The 17,758-nt window shown below is 63.9% G+C and carries 17 protein-coding genes; 3 read left to right on the top strand and 14 right to left on the bottom strand.

Going from position 1 to position 17,758, the window contains the following annotated elements:
- Position 1 precedes the first annotated feature (1 nt).
- The 7 genes from astA to VGH41_RS02110 form a co-directional block, all read right to left on the bottom strand.
- The gene (gene astA, locus VGH41_RS02140) at positions 2-1,015 is read right to left on the bottom strand and encodes an arginine N-succinyltransferase (RefSeq protein WP_331595694.1); all 1,014 of its coding nucleotides are present in this window, start codon (positions 1,013-1,015) and stop codon (positions 2-4) included.
- Positions 1,012-2,076, bottom strand: a complete 1,065-nt coding sequence (aruF, locus tag VGH41_RS02135) for an arginine/ornithine succinyltransferase subunit alpha (protein ID WP_331595693.1) — start codon at positions 2,074-2,076, stop codon at positions 1,012-1,014. Before aruF ends, astA begins: the two co-directional genes overlap by 4 nt.
- A 58-nt stretch (positions 2,077-2,134) precedes the next feature.
- Complete coding sequence (locus VGH41_RS02130) at positions 2,135-3,367, bottom strand: aspartate aminotransferase family protein (protein ID WP_331595692.1); 1,233 nt, start codon at positions 3,365-3,367, stop codon at positions 2,135-2,137.
- Positions 3,368-3,490: 123 nt separating this feature from the next.
- Entirely contained in the window at positions 3,491-4,546 is a 1,056-nt protein-coding gene (locus VGH41_RS02125; protein ID WP_331595691.1) for a GlxA family transcriptional regulator, read from the bottom strand.
- 19 nt (positions 4,547-4,565) lie between these two features.
- Positions 4,566-5,357 carry an ABC transporter ATP-binding protein gene (locus VGH41_RS02120; RefSeq protein WP_331595690.1) on the bottom strand — a complete coding sequence of 264 codons (792 nt, stop codon included), beginning with the start codon at positions 5,355-5,357 and terminating at the stop codon, positions 4,566-4,568.
- Positions 5,358-5,478: 121 nt separating this feature from the next.
- Complete coding sequence (locus VGH41_RS02115; RefSeq protein WP_331595689.1) at positions 5,479-6,192, bottom strand: ABC transporter permease; 714 nt, start codon at positions 6,190-6,192, stop codon at positions 5,479-5,481.
- A 7-nt stretch (positions 6,193-6,199) separates the two neighbouring features.
- Positions 6,200-6,889 (bottom strand): histidine ABC transporter permease HisQ, encoded by a 690-nt coding sequence (locus tag VGH41_RS02110; RefSeq protein ID WP_331595688.1) that lies wholly within the window; start codon positions 6,887-6,889, stop codon positions 6,200-6,202.
- Positions 6,890-7,292: 403 nt separating this feature from the next.
- Here VGH41_RS02110 and VGH41_RS02105 point away from each other — a divergent pair, with 403 nt between their 5' ends.
- Positions 7,293-7,904 carry a class I SAM-dependent methyltransferase gene (locus VGH41_RS02105; RefSeq protein ID WP_331595687.1) on the top strand — a complete coding sequence of 204 codons (612 nt, stop codon included), beginning with the start codon at positions 7,293-7,295 and terminating at the stop codon, positions 7,902-7,904.
- A gap of 49 nt (positions 7,905-7,953) precedes the next feature.
- Here the strand turns inward: VGH41_RS02105 and VGH41_RS02100 are convergent, their stop codons facing one another.
- From VGH41_RS02100 to VGH41_RS02090, 3 genes are all read right to left on the bottom strand, one after another.
- The gene (locus VGH41_RS02100; protein ID WP_331595686.1) at positions 7,954-8,907 is read right to left on the bottom strand and encodes a patatin-like phospholipase family protein; all 954 of its coding nucleotides are present in this window, start codon (positions 8,905-8,907) and stop codon (positions 7,954-7,956) included.
- A 15-nt stretch (positions 8,908-8,922) separates the two neighbouring features.
- Positions 8,923-9,480: a hypothetical protein gene (locus tag VGH41_RS02095; protein WP_331595685.1), complete on the bottom strand. Its 558-nt coding sequence runs from the start codon at positions 9,478-9,480 to the stop codon at positions 8,923-8,925.
- Between the two features lie 437 nt (positions 9,481-9,917).
- Positions 9,918-10,925, bottom strand: a complete 1,008-nt coding sequence (locus VGH41_RS02090; RefSeq protein WP_331595684.1) for an ABC transporter substrate-binding protein — start codon at positions 10,923-10,925, stop codon at positions 9,918-9,920.
- Between the two features lie 191 nt (positions 10,926-11,116).
- Between VGH41_RS02090 and VGH41_RS02085 the strand changes: the two genes are divergently transcribed.
- On the top strand, positions 11,117-12,043 hold the full coding sequence (locus VGH41_RS02085; RefSeq protein ID WP_331595704.1) for a LysR family transcriptional regulator: 927 nt from the start codon (positions 11,117-11,119) through the stop codon (positions 12,041-12,043).
- Here the strand turns inward: VGH41_RS02085 and VGH41_RS02080 are convergent.
- The 4 genes from VGH41_RS02080 to VGH41_RS02065 all read right to left on the bottom strand — a co-directional run bounded on the left by VGH41_RS02080 (position 12,040) and on the right by VGH41_RS02065 (position 16,315).
- Entirely contained in the window at positions 12,040-13,641 is a 1,602-nt protein-coding gene (locus tag VGH41_RS02080; protein ID WP_331595683.1) for a rhodanese-related sulfurtransferase, read from the bottom strand. The genes VGH41_RS02085 and VGH41_RS02080 overlap by 4 nt on opposite strands.
- Complete coding sequence (locus VGH41_RS02075) at positions 13,638-14,246, bottom strand: cysteine dioxygenase (RefSeq protein WP_331595682.1); 609 nt, start codon at positions 14,244-14,246, stop codon at positions 13,638-13,640. The genes VGH41_RS02080 and VGH41_RS02075 overlap by 4 nt, the downstream gene beginning before the upstream one ends.
- Before the next feature lie 150 nt (positions 14,247-14,396).
- Positions 14,397-15,224, bottom strand: a complete 828-nt coding sequence (locus VGH41_RS02070; RefSeq protein ID WP_331595681.1) for a class II aldolase/adducin family protein — start codon at positions 15,222-15,224, stop codon at positions 14,397-14,399.
- A gap of 11 nt (positions 15,225-15,235) precedes the next feature.
- Complete coding sequence (locus tag VGH41_RS02065) at positions 15,236-16,315, bottom strand: LLM class flavin-dependent oxidoreductase (protein ID WP_331595680.1); 1,080 nt, start codon at positions 16,313-16,315, stop codon at positions 15,236-15,238.
- Between the two features lie 251 nt (positions 16,316-16,566).
- On the opposite strand from VGH41_RS02065, the gene VGH41_RS02060 reads away from it, so the two are divergent.
- Positions 16,567-17,541 carry an ABC transporter substrate-binding protein gene (locus tag VGH41_RS02060; protein ID WP_414696579.1) on the top strand — a complete coding sequence of 325 codons (975 nt, stop codon included), beginning with the start codon at positions 16,567-16,569 and terminating at the stop codon, positions 17,539-17,541.
- Positions 17,542-17,758 lie beyond the last annotated feature (217 nt).

The following is a 17,758-nucleotide window of genomic DNA, read 5'->3' as shown; positions in this document are numbered from 1 at the left end:
ATCATCCCTGTTTCTGTTTAAGCGGCAGTACCCGGACCGGGTCGCCTGCCTTCACGTCGAGTGCCGCGGCTTCGCCGGCCGTCAGACGGAACACGCCGTCGTGCGGCACGCCCGCCGCCGCGCCGACGCGGAAATCGCCGAGCGACGTGTTCGATATCAATGACTTCGGGCCATCCTTCGGCGCGGCCGCTGCACCTGAGGCAAGGATTTCGACCGGCACCACCACGCTTTCGCGCACGGTGCGCAAGTCGGCAATGTGACATTCGAGCACCGGGCCCGCGTCGAAGATATCGACGTGGTTCTCGTAGCGCAGCCCCTCGCTTTCGAGCATCCGGCGTGCGGGAATCGTGTCGCTGTGCGTGAGGCCGACGGCGTCCTGCGCCTCTTGCGGCAGCAGTTCGACGTACACCGGATAACGCGGCATCAGCTCGGCAAGAAACGCCTTGCGGCCATGCGAGCTGAGATAGTCCGCCGCGTTGAAATCGATCTGATAGAAATGCGAACCGACCGCGTCGAAATGGCCGCGCAATTCCGCGCATAGACGCTGCGGAAAACGCTCGCGGAACTGCGCGAGAAACATGAAGCGCGAGCGCGACAACAATCCGCCGACACCGCTCGTGCGATAGCGCGGGCTCAGAAACAGCGAGCACACTTCCGCATAGCCGGTCAGGTCGTGCGAGATGTTGAGCGCGTGCATCCGGGTCCAGATGCCGAGGTCCTGGCTTGCATGCACCACCGTGCTGACCCGGTAGTTATAGAACGGCTGCTCGAGACCCACTGCGGTTTCGATGCCGCACACGCCTGCCACATCGCCCGTGGCCGTGTCTTCCATCACGAAGAAGTAGCCGGCTTCGTGCGGCTCGGCCTTGTCTTCCATCGTGCGCCGCGTACGCGCGATGCGCGCCGCGAGCGCCTCGCGATCCGGTTTGAAGGTGGTGAGACCGGGACCGGTCTCCTGAGCGAGCGCGACGAGCGCGTCCACATCGCCCGTCTGCACGACGCGAACGACGATCATTGTGCTTCTCCCGAAAGTTGATCTGCCGCTGCTTCACGCTGCTGATGCAGCGGCACGCAGCGCACCGCGTCGCCGTCGTGCACACCGAGCGCGGCACGCACCGTTTGCGCTAACGGCGCGCCTGCCTGCTTCTGCGCGGGCAGGTCGGCAAGCACGCAGCGAAATTCGCCCGCGCGATTGCTGGCCACCAGAAAGGTCGCGCCCGGCGCGCTGGCAGACGCTTCATGAACCGCACGCGTCTCGTTGCGCGCGACGCAGGCGCTGCGGTCGATCTGCGCGGTCAGCACCGGACCCGCATCGAAGATATCGACGAAGCGGTCCGTCTCGAAGCCTTCTTCCAGGTGAATCTCATAGGCGAGCAACGCTTTTTCGTCCGGCTCCCCCAGGACGCGCTGCGCCGATTCCGGCAAGAGCGGCACGTACACCGGATAGCTCGGCATCACTTCCGCAATGAACGTGCGGCTGCGGCCGCCCGATTCGATTTCGATGTCCGCGAAATTGCGGCCGAAGAACTTGCGGCCCACCGCTTCCCAGAATGGCGACACGCCGTCGTCGTCGGTCACGCCGAGCAGCAGCGAAAACACCTCGGAGGTGAAGCGCTTGCGATTGGCCGCGATGTACATCATCCGCGAGCGCGACATCAGATGCGCGGCGGCGCTGCCACGCAACGACGGGTCGATATAGAAGCCCGCGAGGCGGCTCTTGCCGGTCAGCTCATGCGACATGGTCAGCGCATGAATCTTTCGATTCACATGCAGCTCGCGCGACGCATGAATCAGCGCGTCGTTGCGAAACGCGTAGAACGGCTCGGAATAACCGGCGGCCGCGACGATGCTCGCAGTGCCCAGCAACCTACCGGTCTCGCTGTCTTCGAGCACGAACAGGTAGAACTCCTCGCCGGGAAAATCGACTTCCGCGCGAAACGAATCTTCCGACAACGCGACGCGCGCTTCGAGCGCCCGGCGGTCATGCGGCAACGAGTGCAGCACAGGTTGAGCCGTGCGCGCCATATGTTCGAGCGCGTCGAGATCGGCGAGGCGGCCGGGGCGTACGAAGAGCATCGTCGTTCCAGTGGTTAGTGTGAAGCGTTAATCCTGCGTCAGATTGACGGCGCGAGGCTTAGCGAGCCGCTTCAGTGGTTGCGCCGACAACCTCTTCGATCGCCTTCGCGAGACGCACGAAGCCTTCATACATGTCGTCGAGCGGGATGATCAGCGACGGCACGAAGCGCAGCACGTCTGGACCCGCCATCAGCATGATCACGCCATGCTTGCCGGCCGCCGTGACGAAGTCTTTCGCGCGGCCCTTGAAGGAGCCGGTCAGTTCCGCGCCGATCAGAAGGCCCTTGCCGCGCACTTCCTTGAAGAGACCGAAGCGCTCGTTCAGCTTCGCCAGTTGCCCCTTCAATGCTTCGCTGCGCGTCCGCACGCCTTCGAGCAGCTTCGGATCGCTGATCAGCTCGACCACTTTTTCTGCAATGGCGGCGCCGAGCGGATTGCCGCCGTACGTCGTGCCGTGCACGCCAACCTTGAAGTACGCCGCCAGTTCGTTGGTGGTCAGCATTGCCCCGATCGGGAAACCGTTGCCGAGCGCCTTCGCCGTGGTCAGGATGTCCGGCGTCACGCCCGTGTCCTGGTATGCGTAGAAGTAGCCGCTGCGGCCCACACCCGTTTGTACCTCGTCAAAAATCAGCAGTGCGCCGTGCTGATTGCAGGCTTCGCGCAGCGCCTTGAGGAATTCCGGATCGGCCGGGATCACACCGCCTTCGCCCTGGATCGGCTCGACGATCACCGCGCAGGTTTTCGCGCCGATCGCCTTGCGCGCCGCTTCGATATCGTTGTACGGCAGATGGACGATGCCTCCGGGCACCGGACCGAAACCTTCCGAATACTTCGGCTGGCCGCCGACGCTCACGGTAAAGAACGTGCGGCCATGGAACGACTGCGTGAAGGAGATGATTTCGTATTTGTCCGCGCCGTGACGGTCGAACGCGACGCGGCGCGCCAGCTTGAGCGCCGCTTCGTTCGCTTCCGCGCCCGAATTGGCGAAGAACGCGCGCTCGGCGAAGGTCAACGCTTCGAGGCGTTTCGCCAGACGCAGCACCGGTTCGTTGGTGTAACCGTTACCGATGTGCCACAGCTTGCTGCCTTGCTCGCTCAGTACTTGCAGCAGTTCCGGGTGCGCGTGGCCAAGCGCCGTCACGGCGATGCCGCCGGCGAAGTCGATATAGTCGCGGCCCTGTGTGTCCCAGACCCGCGAACCCACCCCGCGGTCCGGCACGAAGGCGGCGGGCGCAAACACCGGCACCATCACTTCGTCGAAGGTCTGGCGTGTCACTGTCAGGTCGTTCATGGCAAATCCTCGTCACGGGTAATAGCGTAAGTGTAGGAAACCGTGCGTGAAACGTCTTGCGCATACGCGACGGGTTTCGCGGGCTTCTTGCCGCCAGCCGGGGGCAACACGTGCCCGAAGCGGCTAGCGCTCCGTTTCATCGGGAGGTTCGATCAGCGCGGCCGGCCGTGGCTCGCTCGCCGCCGTGCCGCTCACGCCGGTCTGCTTTTCGATCCAGTTGCGGCGATCCTCGCGCGGCGTCACGCCGAAACGTTCACGATAAGCATTGGAAAAATGCGCTGCCGACGAAAATCCGCACGCGAGGCTGATCTGCACCACGGATTTGCTGGTGCGCTGCAATTGCGTGCGGGCTTTCGACAGACGCAGCCCCAGATAGTATTTGGACGGCATCGATCCGAGATACTGGCGAAACAGCCGCTCCAGCTGACGTCGCGATACGCCGACGAGGCCCGCGATTTCGTCGCTCGTCAACGGGTCTTCGATATTGGCCTCCATCAGCAGCAACGCGTCGTTCAGGCGTGGATGACGCTCCCCGGGCGCGGTGACGAACGGGATGCGCTGCCGCTCTTCCCCTGCGCGCAAGACACCCACGCCCAGCGTATCCGCAATCCGATCGGCCAGCTCAGGACCGTGCTCGCGCGCGATCATCGCCAGCATGAAGTCGACGCTCGCCTGGCCGCCCGCACAGGTAGCGCGATCGCGGTCGATTTCGAAGATCTGTTGCGTGACGATGGAGCGTTCGAACTGCTCGGAGAACTGCTGATAGGTTTCCCAGTTGACGCTCACCCGATAGCCCGACAACTGCCCCGCCATGGCGAGCCACCACACGCCGTGATGGATGCCCGTGACGAGCGGCGTGCGCTGGCCGACGCGCGACAGGCTCGCGAGGAACAAACGGTAGTCGGCGAATTGCTGGAAGCGCTCGCTGACGATGATCAGCCAGTCGCAGGAAACGGCGTCGCCGAACGCGGCATCCGCCGGCCATTGCGCGCCGCCCGAGAGCGGCACGGCGCGGCCGTCCCACGAACACACTTGCCAGCGGTACAACGCGCGGCCGTCGATCTCGTTGGCAAGGTTGAGCGCGTCGACGATGGGACCTACGCCCGACATCGACACCGGCGGCAACGCGACGATCGCCACCTGGGTCGTGCGGGCAGAACTGGACGACGTGCGGGCCATCAGGATGGAAAGCGCGGCGTTACTTGAGACTGCCGGAGAGGAACTGCTTGAGACGCTCGCTGCGCGGCGCCGACAGCACCTCGGCAGGCACGCCCTCTTCCTCCGTGCGCCCCTGGTGCAGGAACATCACGTGATTCGACACATTGCGCGCAAAACCCATTTCGTGCGTGACGACGATCATGGTGCGGCCTTCTTCGGCGAGCTTTTGCATCACCTTCAGCACTTCGCCCACCAGTTCGGGATCGAGCGCGGAAGTCGGTTCGTCGAACAGCATCACGTCCGGATTCATCGCGAGAGCACGCGCAATCGCCACACGCTGCTGCTGGCCACCCGACAGATGCGACGGATACTGTTTCTCCAGACGCGGCGCGAGACCCACTTTCTCCAGATACTCGCGAGCGCGCTCCTCGGCCTCACGGCGCGGCAGGCCGAGCACGTGAATCGGCGCTTCGACGATGTTCTCGATCACATTCATGTGCGCCCACAGGTTGAAGTGCTGGAACACCATGGCCAGCTTCGTGCGGATGCGCTGTAACTGCTTGTGGTCGGCCACTTCGAGGTTGCCGTGACGATCGGCCCTGGTGCGTACCGCTTCGCCGTCGACGACGATCTGGCCGGCGTTCGGACGTTCCAGAAAATTGATGCAGCGCAGGAACGTGCTCTTGCCCGACCCGCTCGCGCCGATAATGCTGATCACGTCGCCCTTGTTCGCGTTCAGCGACACGCCCTTGAGCACTTCGTTATCGCCATAGCGCTTGTGGATGTCCTGCACGGCGAGCTTGCAGGCTTCAGTCTGAGTCGTGTGGAGCAAGATGCTCTCCCAAGGTGAAAACGGACCTGTCCAGTCACGCTGAGGACAGGGTGGAACCTGTTCGTCGCAGCGGCGCATGCCGCGAGCGACCAACCCGAAGCGCCCTTGCGGGGCATGCCGCTCAATGCGGCCGCACTGCCAGATAGGCCAGCCAGTGACGCTCGGCACGCCTGAACAGGGCCACCAGCGCGAACGATACCGCAAGATAGATCAACGCCGCGATACCGAACGCGCTGAACGAGTCGTACGTGGCCGAATTCGCGTCGCGCGCCACCTTCAGGATGTCCGGCACCGTGGCCGTGAAGGCAACCGTGGTGGCATGCAACATCAGGATCACTTCGTTACTGTACAACGGCAGCGCCCGGCGCAGCGCGGACGGCAGGATGATGCGGCGATACATCGTGAACCAGCTCATCCCGTAGGCGCGCGCCGCTTCCACTTCACCGTGCGAGGTGGAGCGGATCGCACCGGCGAAAATCTCGGTCGTATAGGCGCAGGTGTTCAGCGCGAACGCGAGGATAGCGCAGTGAAACCCGCTGCGGAAGAACGCGTCGAGCCACTGATGCGAGCGCACGAACTCGAGGCTGTACATACCCGTGTAGATCAGCAGCAATTGCACGTATAGCGGCGTGCCGCGAAACACGTAGGTGTAGAAGCGCACCGGCGTGGACAGCCAGCGCTTTTTCGACACCCGGGCCACGGCGAGCGGAATCGCGCAGCAAAAGCCAATGCCGATGGACGCCACCAGCAGCCACAAGGTCACCGCGAGGCCGGACAGCCGCTGGCCGTCCCAGTAGAGGAACGCGCGGCCGAATTGGGAAAGGATTTCGATCATGGTCGCCTCACAGCTCCGCGTGCCGCACGCCAATCGAATAACGCCGTTCCAGCCAGATCAGCACGAGGTTCGATGCCGTGGTGATGGCCAGATAAATGAGCGCCGCGATCAGGATGAAGAAAAACATGTTGAAGGTGCTCTTGCCCGCGTCCTGCGCGGCCTTGACGACGTCCGCGAGACCGATGATCGACACGAGCGCGGTCGCCTTCACGAGCACTTGCCAGTTGTTGCCGATGCCGGGCAACGCGAAGCGCATCATCTGCGGAAACATGATGCGCGCGAACACGCGTGCGCCGCTCATGCCATAGGCCGCGCCCGCTTCGAGCTGGCCGCGCGGCACCGAGAGAAACGCGCCGCGGAAGGTCTCCGTGAAGTACGCGCCATAGATGAAGCCGAGCGTGATGACACCGGCCACGAACGGGTCGATGTCGAACTGCGGCAGATTCAACGCGTCGGTCAGATCGTTGACGCCGATCTGGATGCTGTAGAACAGCAGCAGCATCAGCACGAGGTCGGGCACCGAGCGGATCAGCGTCGTATAAGCGGTACCGAGCATGCGCAGCGGCCGGTTGAAGGAGAGCTTCGCGGCCGCGCCGGCCAGGCCGAGCAGCACCGCTGCGAGGAGCGACAGCACCGACAGCTCGATTGTCTGGATCGTACCGGCCAGCAGCACCGGACCAAAGCCGTAAAGGAACACGTTTGTCTCCATCCAGGGTTAGGGCAGCGTGGCGGGCGGCACGCGTCGCGCGTACGACGCGGCCGTCGCAAGCCGTTCGGCATGGCGCGGATACTCGCAAGCGAAAATGATTTGCTCAAACAGGTCCGCAGTCTCATGTTGCGTCGCAACATCAAACGATTCCATGCCGTAGCGACGCGAGACCCCTGTTTTAGCGGGCGCCATGGGTTTGCAAGCAGCGCGCGCGGCGGCGCCACCCGCCGCGTTTTAGCAAGTTTCGGGTCGCTTTTTCGATAGACGGCGCGGGTGATCTTGAAGGCGCGTTTACCCGCGCCATTAGGGCAAACCCCGTTACACTGCGGTGATGCGGGCGCTCATGCCTTGCAGGTCGTTGCGCCCGCCACCCTCTCTTGAGGATCATCCCATGACCTCCCGCTTCGATTCCGCCACGCTCGACGCCTATTCGAAGGACGCCGCCCGCTACAGCCAGGAATGGCTCGACCAGCCACCGCCGAACGACCTTTACGCGCTGCTGGAAACGCATCTGTTGCCGCAAGGAAAGACCGCTGAGATCGGTTGCGGCAACGGCCGCGATGCCGCGTGGCTAGCGGAGCATGACTACGATGTGACCGGCTTCGATGCGTCGGCCGAGCTCCTCGCCGAAGCGCGCCGTCTGCATCCGCACATCGCATTTCGTGAAGCCATGTTGCCCGCACTTGCGGAGATCGACGAGACCTTTGATAACGTCGTCTGCGAGACCGTGATCATGCATTTGCCGGCGGAGGCCGTGCCGCAAGCCGTGGAAAGCCTGCGACGCATTCTGCGGCGTAACGGCATGCTGTATCTGTCATGGCGGGTGACGCAAGGCGACGACCAGCGGCAGCCCGATGGCCGCCTGTATTCCGCGTTCGAGCCGAAGCTCGTGACGGACGCGCTGGTCGATTGCGCGATCCTGCTGTTCGAAGACGCGACGAGCGAAAGTTCGGGCAAGCGGATCTGTCGCCTGATTGCGTCGAAAAATACCAGCGCGGTTTAAAGACGCTGCCGGTGTACAGCATGCAGCACACGCCGCCGGCGGCTGGCCGTCATTCGATCCCGAGGCGTGCGCGAATCGCCGGCAACATGTTTTCGACCGCCGCCCGCCCTTCCGCAATGGCCGGCGCAGCACGGTGGAAATCGAAAATTCCCATGCCGCCCAGACGCGGCTGAATCAGGATGTCGGCAGGCTCGCCGGCAAGGCGGCTGCGGGTAATCCGCACCTGCATGATGTCGATGCTCTGCGCAACCGAGCTCAGCATTGACGGCACGCGCGCGCTGGGTGCCGGCGCCACGCGCACGTCGTTCGACACGCTGTCTTCCGCGGGCGCGAGCCAGCGCGGCCAGGGCCTGCCGTTTTTGCGCAGCGAACCCGGCGGGGGCGCCGCGGGGTCGATGGCCGGCATGGCGGCAACCACGCCGCCGAAATCGCGGCCATTCAGGATGTCGCTATTCAGATCCACCGCGATCACGCAATCGGCCCGCATGCCGCGCGCGACGGACACCGGCACCGGATTGCTCAAGCCGCCGTCCACGAGCCACACGCCGTTGTGCCACACCGGCGTAAAGATGCCCGGAATCGCAATCGATGCGCGCACCGCATCCACCACGCTGCCGTCCTGCAACCAGGTCTCGCGGCCCGAATCGAGTTCGGTCGCCACCGCCGCGAACGGCATGCCCAGACCGCTGATCTCACTGCCGTTGAAGCGATTGGCAAACACCTGAATGACTTTGCGACCGCCCAGCAAACCGCCGGAAATGCGCAGATCGAGCAGGCGCACCACGGTTTGCCACGTCAGGCGAGACACCCAGTCTTCGAGCCAGTCGAGGTCGCCGTTTGCATAGACCGCGCCGACCAGCGCGCCGATCGAGGTGCCGCACACCACGTCCGGTTTGATGCCCGCATCGTGCAGTGCGCGGATGGCGCCGATATGCGCCCAGCCGCGTGCGGCGCCGCCGCCCAGCACGAGACCAATGCGCGAATGAGGACGTCGCCGCAACATGTTCCTGTTCCCCCCTTATCGACCGCGAATGATGTCAGAGCGCGATGTCGTATAGACCTTGTGAAAAGCGTCGAAGTGCACGTTGAAAAACGCCTCCTCAGTGACACCGCCTTCGCGCCACTTCCAGCTCCACACCGTCTCGGGCTTGAGCGGAAATACCGCAATCTGGCCGGGCTTGCCGAGCAGGCGCCGCACTTCATCCTCGCTCATGCCCGCTTGGACCTTGGCGAAGTTGGCCGCCGTCAGCACCTGTGTGATGGCTTGCAGCTTGCCGTCACGGTCGATGTCGACCATGTAGGTGTTGAGGCCCTGCGGGCCGCGCGGATATTCGAGCCGTTTCGAACCGTCGGTAAACGTGCGTTCGGTTTCGGGCTTGCCCATCTGCTCGCGAATCTGATCTTCCGTCGTGACGCCGGGGGTGAGGCCTTTCAGCAATAACGCATCCGGTTTGACGGCATTGAAGAGTTCCTTGAGTTTTTGCACAGCGCGTTCGCCCTGTTGGTCGTCGCAACCCGTGAGCGCAAGGGAGGCGCCCAGCACGGCCACGCAAAGCAGTCGGAAGCTCGAAGGCATGAGTCAGGTTGAGATTCGGTCGTTCTGGGGAGGATGTAGCCAAAGCATAACAAAACCGGCTCGCCGCACGCAGCGAGGGCCGCAAGGGGTGCACACGGCAGCGCAGCAACGACACGGCGCAGAGCGTGGTTCGATTTACGCGGGGAAGAGAAACGGGAGACAGATGAAGCGCGGGGAGGAACGATCAAAATCGTCTTGCGGGACGACACGCAGCGGTCCGCATCCGCACGAAGCAATCAGCCGCTGAGGGCCGCTGATCTTACGCTTTCGCCCGGAACGGACCGCTGCTCACGGCCGTCTGGTCCCTCGGCTATTTTGCCCAGGTGGCAGTAATTTAGACGCAATCCGCGAATTAGGCGAGAGCGCGTTTACACCGAATCGGCTGATGAATCGTCAGCGCGCGAAACCCGCGCGGCCCACAGGAAATCCAGTGACACTCACGGCAACGGAAAACTGCGGTCGAAGCTTGCCCGCACGTCGAGATGGGCGGGAATCACGTTCGCGGATGTGTACGTGTCAGCTGTGCGCTGCTGGGCGGTGATCACGCTGTCGTCGATCGCGACCGGATGCACCTGGCCGCGCTGATACACGGTCGTCAGTACATCCGGCGGCAAGCCCGTCACGCGCGATTGCATCGCCGCCACTTCAGCCGGATGCGACAGCGCCCATTGCTGGCCGAGCGCCACGCGCCGCAGAAAGTCCGCGAGTTGCGCGCGCTTGTCCGTGATCGCACGGTCAGTGGCGACCTGATAGCTGAGCCCTTCGGACAAACCCACGCCATTGGCGATGATGCGATCGTGATCGCGCGACTCGCCCAGCGCGGTGTACGGATCCCACACCGACCACGCATCCACGCTGCCCGAGGCGAGCGCGGCCTTCGCATCGGCGGGCGCGAGGAACACCAGCGTGACATCGGACAGCGGCACATGCGCTTTCTTCAGCGCCGCGAGTGCGAGGAAGTGGCCGATCGAACCGCGCGTCGTGGCGATGCGTTTGCCCTTCAGGCTCGCGACATCGTTGATCGGCGAATGCGCGCCGACGACAATCGCCAGATCCACCGGATGCGAGCGCGTCGCGGCCACCGCACGCACCCGCGCGCCGGCGGCGAGCGCAAACACGAGAGGTGCGTCGCCGAGTCCGCCCACATCGACCGCTCCGGCATTCAATGCTTCACCGAGCGGCTGCGCCGCAGGGAAGTTGAACCACTCGATGCGATACGGCAAGTCCTTCAATTGCCCGGATGCTTCGAGAATGCCGCGCGTCTGCAACGCCTGGTCGCCGACCTTGAGCACCGGCAGGTCGGCTGCGGCTGCGGCCGTGGCGGCTGTGGTGATAGTGCTCGTGATCAGCAATGCGCAGGCCGCATAGCCGAACGGCTTCGTGAGCATGCGCCGGATGCGCAGTTTGGCGAGGGGCCGGCGGAAGGCAAAGCAGGTGGTTGTCATAGCGTTCAATACAGGGAGCGTGCATGCGGAAAGCAGCATCAGCATTGACGATACGGAACGCATTTGTATAAGGCAAACGCATTATTCTGCTAAGCAAATATGCAGATTTTGACGCGCGCGATGACGTCTGCGACGAGGCATGCAGGTATCATCGAGCGCACCATTCCTTGCCCTCTCCACTCACGTACATCATGAAGATCGACGATCTCGACGCATACGTCGCCGTCATTCGCTGCCAGTCGTTGCAACAGGCGGCGCAAACACTTGGCCTCACGCAGCCCGCCATCACGCGTCGTCTGCAGAATTTCGAAGAGGCGTTGGGCGTCGAGCTGCTCGACCGTAACACTCGCCCGCTGAAGGCGACGGCCACCGGGCGTGTCGTCTACGAGCAGTGCCGCGTGATCCAGCGCGAACTGAACGTGCTGCGCGAGATGGTTGCCAACGACACGCCGCCGGTTGGCACATTGCGTCTTGGCGTGGCGCAGACCATCGCGGATATTGCGTTACCGGAAGCGCTGCGCGAGTTGAAGTCGGACTACCCCGAGCTACAGGCGAGCGCCGCAACCGGCTGGGGCAGTCAGCTGTTGCAACGCGTCGAACAGGGCGAACTGGACGCCGCAGCGATCCTGCTACCCGCCAACAAGTCATTCGACGCGCAGCTTGCCGCTCGCTCATTGGGACGCGTCAAGCTGGCGGTCGTCGCTCGCAAAGGCGCGCTCAAGAAACGCAGCCATACGCTGGCAGAGTGCCAGGCGACGGGTTGGGTCCTGAATCCGGATGGATGTGGTTTCCGCGACGGATTGCAGCGTGCCCTGACCGGTCTCGGCCTTGCATTGAAGCTGAATCTGGAAACGCTGGGTACCGGGTTGCAGTTGCAACTCGTCGCGGATGGCCACGGCCTTGGACTCGTGCCGCTGCCGTTGCTGCAGGCGAGCCGTTACGCGGATTCGCTAGACGTGGTTTCGATCAGCGACTTCAAGCCGCTGATCGAGATCTGGCTCGTGCATCCGCGTGTGCTCGGCAAATTGCAGCAGCCGGTAGAACGTTTCGGTGCGTCCGTCGAACGACAGTTCAAGGCGGCACGGCTACACGCACGCCTCGAACAGCATGCGGCTTAAATCACATGAAACCCATGCGTGCCATCACGCGAGAGTTGCGCGACCAGACCGTACTCCCACTCCAGATACGCATTCATGGCTTCGCGTGCGTTATCCGTGCCCTCGTAAGGACGCCGGTAACGGTCGATGCGCGGTGACGCCAGCTGCGTCTCGCCGGTTTCGAGCGGCAAGCCCGCCGCAAGCCATGCACTCGTGCCGCCGGTGAGCACCTGGACCGGCTTGCCCGTCAGTTCGGCCAGCTCCGGGGCCGCAAATCGCGCAAGCGCACTGGTCCAGCACGTGACGACGTAGCGCTGCGCCGGCGGCAACTTCGGCAATGCGTCGGCCAGTTGCGCACGCAGCGTCCACCATGCGCCGGGAATATGCTGCTTCACGTAATTCGCGCTCGCGGTGAAATCCAGCACGACCGTACCTGGCGACTGCAGCAGGGCCGACAGTTCAGCGGGCGAAATCTCATCTGAGGCGGGCGGCGTCACCGCATTGCGCGCAGGCGGCGCCACGCCCTCTTCCGTGAAATCCGCCGGTGTCAGGCCGTCGATCACGTAGACCTCGACGTTCATCTGCGCAAGCCACGATGCCGTCATATTGGCGCGCACACCGTCACTGTCCGCGAGAATCACGCGAGCGCCACGTACCGGCGCAAACATGTCCGTTTCCTGCACCAGTTGTCCGCCCGGCGCACTGCGAAAACCGGGCACGTGACTCGATTCGTATTCGTGCGGCGTGCGCACGTCGAAGCGATAAATCGTGCGCACTGCCTCGTCCGCCCAACGGCGGGCCTCGTCGCGCGTGGTGCGCCCGACTTCCGCGCGATCCGCCACCGCGCGTGCCGCGGCGGCTGCGGCGACGCGCACGGCGCCGTCCGTTGCCGGGCTGAAGCGCCGCGTGCTGCCATGCGCCAGCTCGAGACCGGCCAGCGTCCAGCCAATCGTGCCGTTACGCAGCGCCGTTACCGGATTGGGCACGCCTGCATTGATCAGGGACTGCGTGCCGATGATGCTGCGCGTGCGGCCCGCGCAATTGACGATGATGTGCGTGGTGGGGTCCGGCGCAAGCTGCTGCGCGCGCAACACCAGTTCCGCGCCAGGCACGCTGATGCTGCCCGGAATATTCATGGTCTGATACTCGTCGAAGCGGCGGGCGTCGAACACCACCATATTGGCGTCGCTAGCGAGCAGCGCCTGTACCTCCTGCGCGTCGAGCGCGGGCGTGTGCCGCTCGCTTTCCACCAGTTCGCCGAATGCCTTGCTCGGCGCGTTCACATCCTGGAACAGCTCGCCGCCCGCCGCGGCCCAGCCACGCACCCCGCCGGCGAGCAACGCCACGTCGGTGTAACCCAGTTCGGTGAAACGGAGCGCGGCGCGTTGCGCGAGACCTTCGCCGTCGTCGAGCACGACGATCGGCACGGAGCGGCGCGGCAAGCGCAGCGGCACTTCCAGTTCCAGCTTCGACAGCGGCAGGTTCGCAGCAAACAGCGGATGACTGCGCGCATGCGGGTCCTCTTCGCGCACGTCCAGCAGCGCGATTTCGCGCCGTTCGAGCAAGGCGCGACGTACATCTTCAAAGGCACGAGTACGGAATTCAGTCTCAAGCGTCATGAGAAAGCGATCTCCTTCGATACGTTCCAGATATTCGGCAACACATCGTTAGAGTAGCCGGAGATAAAAGTCTTGCGGCCACCCTCCGCCGGATAGACGGAGCGTGAAACGGCGCCGATGTTTGCACCATAAACGTGAATGCTGATCGACACACGGTCCTCGTATGCATTGCTGACGCGATGAATGTCGCCGACACGCGGCGAAACCGCCTCGACTGCACCGGTTTCAAGCCGCCTCGCCACTCCATTAGCAATCACCGTGCCGCCTTTGTCCAGACAATAGTCCTGCGCGACTTCCGCACCGCGTAATACACCGATTAAACCCCACACAGTGTGATCGTGCACTGGCGTTGACTGCCCCGGGCCCCAGACGAAACTCACAATGGAGAAACGCTGCCGGGAATCCGCGTGCAGCAGATATTGCTGATAGCGCACCGGATCGGCGCGCGCCCACGCGTCGGGCAGCCAGTCGTCGTGAGATACAAGTTCGCGCAGATGCGCGCCGCCTGCGTCGATCAACTGCGTTTCCGCGACGTCAGCATCCAGTAATGCGGCGATCTGGCCGACAAACGTGCGCAGGCGGTCGGGCCGCGATAATGTGTTCATAAAGGAGCGGAAGGTCGAAAGTCGAGAAAGGGTCCCGCGCTCGTGAGCGGGTCAGCGCTGCGATGCGCGAGGCGCGCTCAGCAGGCAGCTACGCCGCCGACAACGCGGCGGCGCATGCAACGAGCGGGATCAGGTCAGCGAGGACGGCGCTCAGTCCAGCACGTCGGGTTCGGCTGCCACCAGTCCTTCCAGCAGACTTTGGAACGCGAACAGCGCGCCGCCCGCGCGTCCCACCTGTTCATGCGTCAACGCGGCCACCTCGTGCGGGATCAGCTGCGGCGTGCCCGCGGCCTCGGCGAGCAGTTGCGTGTGGCAGGCATTATCCAGCGCGATATACCACCAGGCGGCGGCTTCGACGGTCGGGCCTGCCGTGAGAATGCCGTGATTCTTCAGGATCACCGCCCTGCGCTCACCCAGCGCCGCAGCGATGCGCGCGCCTTCGTGCGTATCGAGCACCACGCCCTGGAAATCGTCGAACAACGCGTGGTCCTGATAGAACGTGCACGAGTCTTGCGTCAGCGGATCGAGCGTGCGGCCGAGCGTGGACCACGCCTTGCCGTACAGCGAATGCGTGTGCGCGGCGGCGACCACATCCGGACGCGCCTCGTGAATGGCGGCGTGAATTGCAAAAGCGGCCTGATTGACCGGCCCGGCGCCCACCACGATCTCGCCCTGTGCATTCAGCAGCAGCAGATCCGACACACGCATGCGGCTGAAATGCTTGCCGAACGGATTGACCCAGAAATGATCGGGCCATTCCGGATCGCGTGCGGTGATGTGGCCGGCCAGCCCCTGATCGAAGCCATAACGGGCAAACAGGCGAAACGCGACGGCGAGGCGCTCCTGTCGATAGCGGCGCTCTTCGGCAAGGCTCGCCCGCGGCGGCACTTCGTCGAACCAGAATTTGCGCAACGGCGCATGACGCTGCAGCGCGGGTAGGTCAGCGGGATGATGCTTTGGCAGGGATAGATCGGTCATCGCTCCTCCATTCAAACCGCCGCGGGTTCGCTATGTGCGATCCGTTCGCGGGTGGCGGGAATCAGTGTGCGGCCGTAATCGAGCGCGTCTTCCAGCGGGTCGAAGCCGCGGATCAGGAAGGTGGTCACACCAAGTGCATGGTACTCCGCCAGCGTATCGGCGACCTGCTCCGGCGTGCCGACCAGCGCGGTCGAATTCGAGCGGCCGCCGATTTCCCTCGCCACCGCCGTCCATAACCGTTCATCCGCGCGATCCCCGGCGCTTGATGCCGCCAGCAACCGGCGCGCGCCCTCGCTCTGCGCCGGACCGCCGAGCCCGAGTCCTTGTGCGGCACGCAGCCGTCTGGTTTCGGCGAGAATGTGATCGGCGCGCTCCCACGCTGCGGCCTCGGTGTCCGCCAGAATCGGCCGGAACGACACCGAGAAGCGCACCGTGCGTCCATGCCGGGCGGCTTGCGCGCGCACGCGTGCCACCTGCTCGCATACCTGTGCCTTCGATTCGCCCCACAGGGCGTAGACATCGGCGTGACGGCCGGCAATTTCGAGTGCGGGCGCGGACGCACCGCCGAAATAGATCGGAATATGCGGCTGCTGCAGCGGTTTCACTTCGGAGAAGCCCTGCTCGAACCGATAGTATTTGCCGGCATGATCGAACGGCTGGTTCTCGGTCCAGATGCGGCGCAGGATCGACACGTATTCGTCGGTGCGCGCGTAGCGTTCGTCGTGCGACAGGTAGTCGCCGTCGCGGCGCTGCTCCGCGTCGTCGCCGCCGGAAATGATGTGCACCGCGAGGCGGCCGCCCGAATAGTGATCGAGCGTGGCGAGCTGGCGCGCGGCGAGCGTCGGCGCAACAAAACCGGGACGATGCGCCAGCATGAAATGCACGCGCTTCGTGACGCTCGCGGCGTGCGTGACGGTCAGAAGCGCATCGGGACTCGTCGAATGATGCGGCACCAGCACGCGATCGAAGCCTGCCTGGTCATGCGCCTGCGCAAACTGCTCCACGTAACCGATATCTATTGCCGGACCTTGCGGCGCGTGCGTTTCCGAGACCTTGCGGGTCTGGATCATGCCGATGAATTCGACTGTCACGATGCGTCTCCCAGATGATCGACAAATGCCGGGCGCACTGTGCACAGACCGGCAGCGAGGCCCGAACGGGGCGTCAAGCGAGCATCCACGGTAGCACCGCAACATGCGTTAGTTAAATATTGATAGGCGATAAAGATATCGCAATTGCATGTTTGTGACGGCTCGAGCGGATTGCTAACCTCGCTTCCCGATGACGCGTTTCGTTGGGTTCATGGTTGAGACGGACCGCGCCCTTTCACTTCCCGTGGGATATGCCGATGACCGCCTTTCGTTCCGACCGCCGCCGCATCTTGCACATCCTTGCCGCCTGCGGGCTCGCGCCCGCTGCGTCCTGGGTCGGCCGCGCGGATGCGTTAGCCGCGACGCCGACGCTGGTGTTCGGCGATCAGGCGGGTGGCTTGCGGGCATTAGCTGAAGCGGCGCATGTGCTGGACGGCACGTCGTATGGGTTTCGCTGGGCCAACTTTCAGGGTGCGGCGCCGTTGTTCGAGGCGCAGCGTGCGAATGCGGTGGACCTTGCGCCTGCGGGCGATTTGCCGGTGCTGGCCGCGGCGATCGGTGATCCGTCCTTGAAGATTGTGGCGACGCGGGTGGGCGCGCCATCGGCGCTGGGCATTGTGGTGCAGCCGGATTCGCCGGTTCGCCGGGTGGCGGATCTGAAGGGTCGAACCGTTGTGGTGTCGTCGGCGCGCGGCAGTATTTCGCAGTATCAGTTGTACGGCGCGCTAGCCGAGGCTGGATTGACGCGCGATGACGTGAACGTGCGTTTTGTGCTGCCGGTCGATGCGTTTGCTGCTTTCGAGGCGCAGCAACTGGAGGTCTGGGCAACGTTTGATCCGTACTATGGGACGGCGGTGCAGCGTGGCGCGCGGGTGTTGCGCGATGGGACGAAGATCAATACGGGGTTGGCGTTCATTACGGCTTCGGGGGCTGCGGCGGCGGATCAGGTCAAGCGGCCGGCGATTTCCGATGCACTACGGCGTTTTCAGCGGGCCGGGGCTTGGGCGGTCGAGCATCCGCAGGAGTATGCGCAAGTTTATTCGACGGTGACGCGCTTGCCGCTCGAGGCTTCGAGGCTCATTACCGGGCGGGCGCCTTTGAGGCAGAGACCTGTGAGTGACGATGATATAGCCGCGCTGCAGCGGGTCGCCGATCGCGCGTTTGCGGATGGGATTTTGCCTTTCAGGGTTGATGTGAAGGGGATTACGTTGCAGGGGATTGGATAAGGTTTTTTTGCCTTCGGCGTTTGACTGTTTGCCTGCGGCGTTGGCCTTTCCTTGTATTCTTATCGGTCTATTAGCCTCGCCCCTGTGCGGGGCGGCACCTACTTTCTTTGCCGCCGCAAAGAAAGTAGGCAAAGAAAGCGGGCTTCCAACCGCCAGCCAGTAGGTGTGCGCCTCGCCACCCACGCGGTATTGGTCCGAGACAAGATCGTCCCTCGCA

The organism is Paraburkholderia sp. (assembly GCF_036488795.1).
In the GTDB taxonomy this organism is placed as follows: Bacteria; Pseudomonadota; Gammaproteobacteria; order Burkholderiales; family Burkholderiaceae; genus Paraburkholderia.
This window is presented reverse-complemented; position numbering and strand designations above follow the sequence as displayed.